This is a genomic window from Caballeronia sp., from assembly GCF_028292365.1.
GTDB lineage: Bacteria > Pseudomonadota > Gammaproteobacteria > Burkholderiales > Burkholderiaceae > Caballeronia.
Window position 1 is genome coordinate 1 of record NZ_JAQGMM010000017.1, and the last position, 6,310, is coordinate 6,310.

The 6,310-nt window shown below is 62.2% G+C and carries 5 protein-coding genes; 1 reads left to right on the top strand and 4 read right to left on the bottom strand.

Features of this window, described 5'->3' with window-relative positions; translation table 11 throughout:
* The 4 genes from JWR14_RS00710 to JWR14_RS00725 all read right to left on the bottom strand — a co-directional run.
* Positions 1-736 (bottom strand): FAD binding domain-containing protein (locus JWR14_RS00710; protein ID WP_299699606.1); only part of this gene is annotated, 736 nt, incomplete at its 3' end.
* Positions 733-3,789, bottom strand: a complete 3,057-nt coding sequence (locus tag JWR14_RS00715; RefSeq protein ID WP_299699609.1) for a molybdopterin cofactor-binding domain-containing protein — start codon at positions 3,787-3,789, stop codon at positions 733-735. The genes JWR14_RS00715 and JWR14_RS00710, both read right to left, overlap by 4 nt.
* The gene (locus JWR14_RS00720) at positions 3,786-4,409 is read right to left on the bottom strand and encodes a UbiX family flavin prenyltransferase (RefSeq protein WP_299699612.1); all 624 of its coding nucleotides are present in this window, start codon (positions 4,407-4,409) and stop codon (positions 3,786-3,788) included. The genes JWR14_RS00715 and JWR14_RS00720 overlap by 4 nt, the downstream gene beginning before the upstream one ends.
* Positions 4,406-5,875 (bottom strand): UbiD family decarboxylase, encoded by a 1,470-nt coding sequence (locus JWR14_RS00725; protein ID WP_299699615.1) that lies wholly within the window; start codon positions 5,873-5,875, stop codon positions 4,406-4,408. Before JWR14_RS00725 ends, JWR14_RS00720 begins: the two co-directional genes overlap by 4 nt.
* Positions 5,876-6,126: 251 nt before the next feature.
* Here JWR14_RS00725 and JWR14_RS00730 point away from each other — a divergent pair.
* Positions 6,127-6,310: LysR family transcriptional regulator (locus JWR14_RS00730; RefSeq protein WP_299699618.1), on the top strand; the 184-nt coding region annotated here is incomplete at its 3' end.

Consider the following 6,310-nt stretch of genomic DNA (forward strand, 5'->3'; position numbering starts at 1 on the left):
CCTGCGCATTCAGCTTCCAGCTCAAGTCGTTCAGCGCGCTACGCAAGTCGTCGCCATGCAGCCTTGGCCATTGCTCGACCACTGGCCGGTCGGCCACACCGCCTACGGCGATCCTGATCGATGTGTCCGTGACCACGGTGGCGCACGCGACCATCGCGAAGTCGCCGTGCCGTGCTGAAAATTCGATAAACGCGTATCGCTCCCCGGCCCGCTTCAGCGGAAACCGCACGCCTTCAACCAGTTCGTCGGGCTCGCGAGCAGTCATCAACATGCCTTGGAAAAAGTCTTCTGCCTTGAGCGCGCGCTTGCGTTTCTTCGACCGCAACATGACGTCGCCGCCGAGCACCGAGAGCACCAGCGGCAGCTCCGCGCTAGGGTCGGCATGCGCGATCGACCCGCATACAGTGCCGCGATTGCGAATCTGAAAATGCGAAATGTGCGGAAACGCGAGCGCAAGCAAGGGAACTTCGCCCTGCAGCGACGGACGCCATTCCACGCTGCCTTGGGTAGCCGCCGCGTTCACGACAAGAGAGTCGTGGTCAACGCTCACGCGATCGAGTTCCTCTGTGCGAGAGATATCGATCAGCACCCGCGGTTGCGCAAGCCGCATGTTCAGCACGGCCATCAGCGACTGGCCGCCTGCAAGAATGCGTGCCTCTTCGCCGGTTTGCGCGAGGGCCTCGAGCGCGTCGTGCGTGGAAAAGGCGCGCAGATAATCGAATGGCGCCGGCTTCATGACTTTCTCCTGAAGCGTGCAACGAGCCGGCCTAGCCATGAACCACCGGCTTTTAAGGGCTTGCCCGCCGCCTGACGTCCCAGTGATTCAAACAGTTGGCGCAACACAACCTTCGCCGCGCCCTCAAGCATCCGTCCGCCCACGGCCGCGACCTTGCCCGAGACCTGCGCCTCGTAGTCATAGGTGAGCCGCGTGCCGGTACCAACGGGCGTGAGTTCCACGAGGCCATTGCCACGCGCGCTGCCAAGCGACGACATGCCCGCGCCAGCGAGACGCAACCGGTGCGGCGGATCGAGATCGGACAGTGTGATCTCCGCTTCAAAGCGCGCCTTGATCATGCCCACACCGACGGTCACATCCGCGCGATACGCGTTCTCGCCCTTCGCTTCAAGCGCATGACAACCGGGGATCACCTTGGCGAGCGCGTTGGGATCGAGCAGCACCGCGAAGATCGCTTCCGGCGATGCCGCGAGATCCACGCTGCCTTGCGCGGTCAGCGCCTTGCCACCCGGCAAAACCGGCTTCCTCTGCTGCGTCTCCCGGAACTCGGGCCGCGAAGGTTCGGGGTCCTCCATACCGACCATCGCCATCACTTTCGAAGGCGTAAGCGGCAAACGGATGTCGTCGACACCGAGCGCGTCAGCCACCGCATTCGCAATGCACGGCGGCGTGCTCATGTTGTTGCCTTCGCCCAGGCCCTTGGCGCCCAGCGGTGTAAACGGCGATGGCGTCTCCAGGTGAATGATGACCGGATCGGGAACTTCGCACGTCGTCGGCATCAGGTAATCAGCCAGCGTGCCGGACTGGAAACTTCCGTCGGCGCCATAGCGAAACTCTTCCATCAGCGCCGCTCCGAGGCCCTGCGCGAACGCGCCGCGAATCTGGCCATCGGCGAGCGCGGGGTTCAGCAACGTGCCTGCATCGTGCGCAGTCACATAGCGATCGATCCGCACGCGTCCCGTTGCACGGTCCACTTCAACGCCGCACATATCGAAGGCAAAACCGTACGCCGCCGATGTATTGATGCGGTCCTGCTCATCAGGCGCATCCATGTTTTCCGGCGTCCAGAATACCGTCTCGCGCAGACCCGGTTCTTCGCCTTCGGGCAGCAACGCGGGCGCCCAATGCGGTGCATTGCTTGCTACGCGACCGAAAGGCATTGCATGCGTTTCGTCACCCGCTTTGTAGATTCGTCCGCCTTCAAAACGGATGTCGCCGGGCTTGCACGCGAGCTGCGATGAAACAATGCGCGCCAACTTGTCGCGCACGCGCATTGCCGCGAGATGCACCGTGCCCGCCACTGCGCCAGCAAATCGGCTCGAATAATTTCCCGACGCCACCGACCACGCATCCTTGTGCGTATCGAACTCCACGTTCACCACGATCTCGTGCGGCGCGAGCCCGAGCACATCCGCCACCACTTGCGCGCAAACGGTCATGTGCCCCTGCCCCGCCGGCGTCGACGCCACCGTCACCACCACGCCGCCAAGCAGGTCGACGCTGACCGTCGCGCTCGCGATAGCACCGCTCTTGGGTCCTGCCTTCTTGCGTGCTTCGACGGGCATCACCGTCGTGATGTACCCCATGTTCGATACGGATGGCTCGACAATCGCCGCGAAGCCGATGCCGTACAAACGGCCTTCCTTGCGCGCAGCTTCGCGGCGCGCCTTGAGCTCGTCGTATCCGCCCTCGGCGAGCGAGCGTTTCAACGCTTCCTGATAGTTGCCCGAGTCCAGCAATGCGCCCGCCGCGGCGCGATAAGGGAAGGCATCGGCGGGAACAAAATTGCGCCGGTACACGTCCAGTACATCAAGCTTCAACTCGATCGCGATGCGTTGCATCAGACGCTCAAGCGCGAAATAAACCTGTGGCCCACCGAAGCCGCGTACAAGGCCCGTAGGCGTCTTGTTGGTCAAGACAACCCGGTTGCGCACCAGCAGCGCGGGAATGGCGTACGCGCCCGTTAAACAGCCGTGCATGCGATAAAACGTAGCAGGCTCGGGCGCGCGCAGATAACCACCGCAATCCTCGATCTGATCGTAGTTGAGCGCGGTGATCCGGCCATCGTTTTCCACCGCTGCTTCGAGCGTGGTCAACCGCGCCGTGGCGGAGGTCGCCGCGTTCAGGTGCTCGAGCCGGTCTTCCACGTATTTCACCGGTGCGTTCGCCTTGCGCGAGGCCAGGCACATCAGCACAACATAGGGAAATACGGCCTGCTTCACGCCGAAACTGCCGCCCGAATCGCGCGGCGCCTTGTGACGCAAACGATTGGCCGGTACGTTCAGCGCGAGCGCCATCACTGCGTGCAGGGAGAACGGCCCCATGAAATTGGAGGTGACGTCATACCCTTCGTCACCGGAAAGATACTCGGCGATAACCACGGCACATTCGATCGGCGCACAGGTATTGCGCGGATAGTGCGCTTCAAGCGTCACACGATGCGACGCGTCCCTGAATGCCGTTTCGGGCTCGCCGTAGCGGAAACTGCGGTCGCTGATCACGTTGGTCTCGACGTTCGGATGCAGCACCGCCGCGTCGCTTTTGAGCGCGCCTTCTATCGACGTCACCGGGTCGAGTGTCTTGTATTCCACCTTGATCAGATCGAGCGCGTCCTCGGCCAGCGCACGCGATTCGCCCATCACGACCGCAACGGGTTCGCCCACGTAGCGCACACGATCGGTCGCAAGAGCCCACTGCTCCATCTTCGACTTCACACCGACCACGAACGGGCGCGACCACGCAGCAAGGTCATCACGCGTCAGCACCGCTCGCACGCCTTCGCATGCGAGTGCAGCAGTGGTATCGATGGAAATCAGATCGGCATGGGCGTGCGGCGAGCGCAGGACGGCTGCGTGCAGCGTGCCTGGCTTGATCGCAAGGTCGTCGCCATAACGGCCGCGACCAGTCAGGATCGCGGGGTCTTCGAAACGTTCAAGCGACTTGCCGACGTGAGTGGTTCTCTCCTTCAGCAAGGGCGCCTCTTGCACTGGCTCGACCGCCCCGGTTTCGCGCGCGTCGATACCGGCGAGGCCGGTCTGTTCGCGCTGGTTCATTCGTCTGCTCCTTCGTTGCGTCCTGTACCGAATTCATTGGCGAGACCGCTCCATCGCCGGGCTATTTCACGGTGCTCGATGCTGAACAGATCGAGAATCCGTCCGACGGTATGGTCAACAACATCGTCAATGGTTTTCGGATGCGCATAGAACGCCGGCACCGGCGGCATCACGATCGCCCCCATTTCGGTCGCCATGGTCATGTTGCGCAAGTGCGCCAGGTTCAGCGGCGTTTCGCGCGCCACCAGCACCAGGCGGCGGCGCTCTTTCAGCATCACATCGGCTGCGCGCGTGAGGAGGTTATCGGCAAAACCATTCGCCACCGCAGCCAGCGTTTTCATCGAACAAGGAGCAACTACCATGCCGCTGGTCACGAACGAACCGCTCGCAATCGACGCGCCAACATCGCGGACGTTATGCACAACGTCGGCCATCGCATCGAGATCATGGCGCGTGATGCCAAGTTCTTGCGCGGCTGTCACCGCGCCGGACGCAGACACAATCAGATGCGTCTCGTGCGTACCGATCCGGCGCAGCGCAGCAAGCAGCCGCACGCCGATGACAGCGCCGCTCGCTCCTGAGATGCCGACGACCAGGCGCGGCTTTTGGTCGGCGCTCATGCACTCTCGCTCAAGTAAGTGTCGAAGCCGGCGTTATCGGGAGCCACCAGCGCATCGAGATCAACCGCGTCGTAGCCGGGAATTCGCACCCGGGTGAATACATGGCCCGAATAGGCCACCGGCCGCGTGGCGTCGAGACCCATCTTCGCGCTGATCCCCTGCAGATGCGGGGGTGCATCGTCGGGATGACCGACGGTTGTCGACGGGTCCAGCGGCGAGCCTTGCGCGCCTTCGATCAGCACAAGATCACGGTCCGCCTGGAAACGCGTGGCGATCGCCCACTCAATTTCGGCGGGATCATGAATGTCCACGTCGGTGTCCACAACCACGACCTGCTTGATGTCGTAATGCGCGCCGAATGCACACAGGATCACGTTCTTCGCCTCGCCCTCGCGCTTCTTCGCGAACTGCACCCACAGGTGATACCGGCATACGCCGCCCACGGAAAGATGCACGTCGGTCACGCCAGGATGACTGCGTTGAAGGTGCGACAAAAGGGTCGCCTCGCGCGGAATCCCGCCCAGCAGCAAGTGCTCCATTTCGGCGGGCACGATGGTGTGATAAACCGGCTTCCGCCGATGCGTGACCGCTGTCACCTCGATCACTTCTCGTGCTTCCTGCGCGCTGTAGTACTTCGGAAATTCACCGAACGGGCCTTCCGCTTCGCGCACGTCCGGCAGGATGCGGCCCTCAATCACGATCTCCGCGAACGCCGGCACGCGCACCTCGTTCGTCACGCATTTAACGACAGGCAAGGGCACGCCGTGCAGTGCGCCGGCGATCTCCAGCTCATCGAAATCGATCGGAGAAATGGCTTGGGACGCGAGCATGGTCAGGGGATCGACGCCAATTGCCACCGCAATATCGAGCGCATCGCCCGCAGCTTCGGCGGTTTTCTGGAACGCATGAAGATGGCGCGGCAGCAGCAGGATCGCCATGCGATCGCAAGCGTGAACCTGGATGCGGTTGATCGAAACGTTCTGCACGCCGGTGCGGGGATTCCGCGCAATCACGAGACCCGCGGTGATATACGGACCGTTGTCGTGTTCGCTATGGGTGGGGATCGGCAGCAACGCGTGAAGGTCGATACCGCTGGTATGCACGACTTGCTGGCAGGCAGCTTCCCCGGCGGGCATTTCCTTCCATGGCAGCGGATGATCTGCTGCATCGCGGAAACGTTGCAACAGGTCTTTCTCCGCCACGCCCATGGCCTCGGCAATCCACGCGCGCCGGGACATGAAGCCGCTGACCACCGGCATGTCGTGGCCACCGGGGGCGAGGAATACTGCCGCTTGCGTGCCGTCGAGCCGCTTCGCCACGGCCGCCAGCTCATGTTTCAGCGCGACCGGTTTAGCGATGGTCGCAACGCGTCCGGTGGCGGAGAGGTGCGCGAGCCAGCTGCGCAGCGACAATGTGTCAAAAGAGGCTGTTGCGGTGCCGTTCGTCGCGGCGTCACGTTGGTTCATTTGCGTCTCCATCATTTCTGAAATGAAGCGTAACGACAACGCGATATAACTTCTAATACTGTTTTTTGATGTTCCCGATCAGTCTCCGTGATATCCGTATTTGCCCCAATGAAAGTATTTCGTTAGTGGAATATCAATAGCATGGGGCTTGCGCGCGGTACCCTCCGGGCTGGTGCCTGATAAATGACTGCTGCTTCATTAGACTTATTGATAGCCTGACTGCCGGACCAATTCTTTCTGAGCCGACCTACATGGACCTGAAGCAGATTCAGTATTTCATCGCCCTGTTCGAGGACGGCTCCGTCACGCGGGCAGCCAAGCGGCTGAACATCGTGCAGCCGGCCTTGAGCATGCAGATCGCCAAGCTGGAGGACGAACTGCATCAGCAGCTCTTTGAACGCGGGGCGCACGGCATGGCCCCCACCGCAGCGGGAC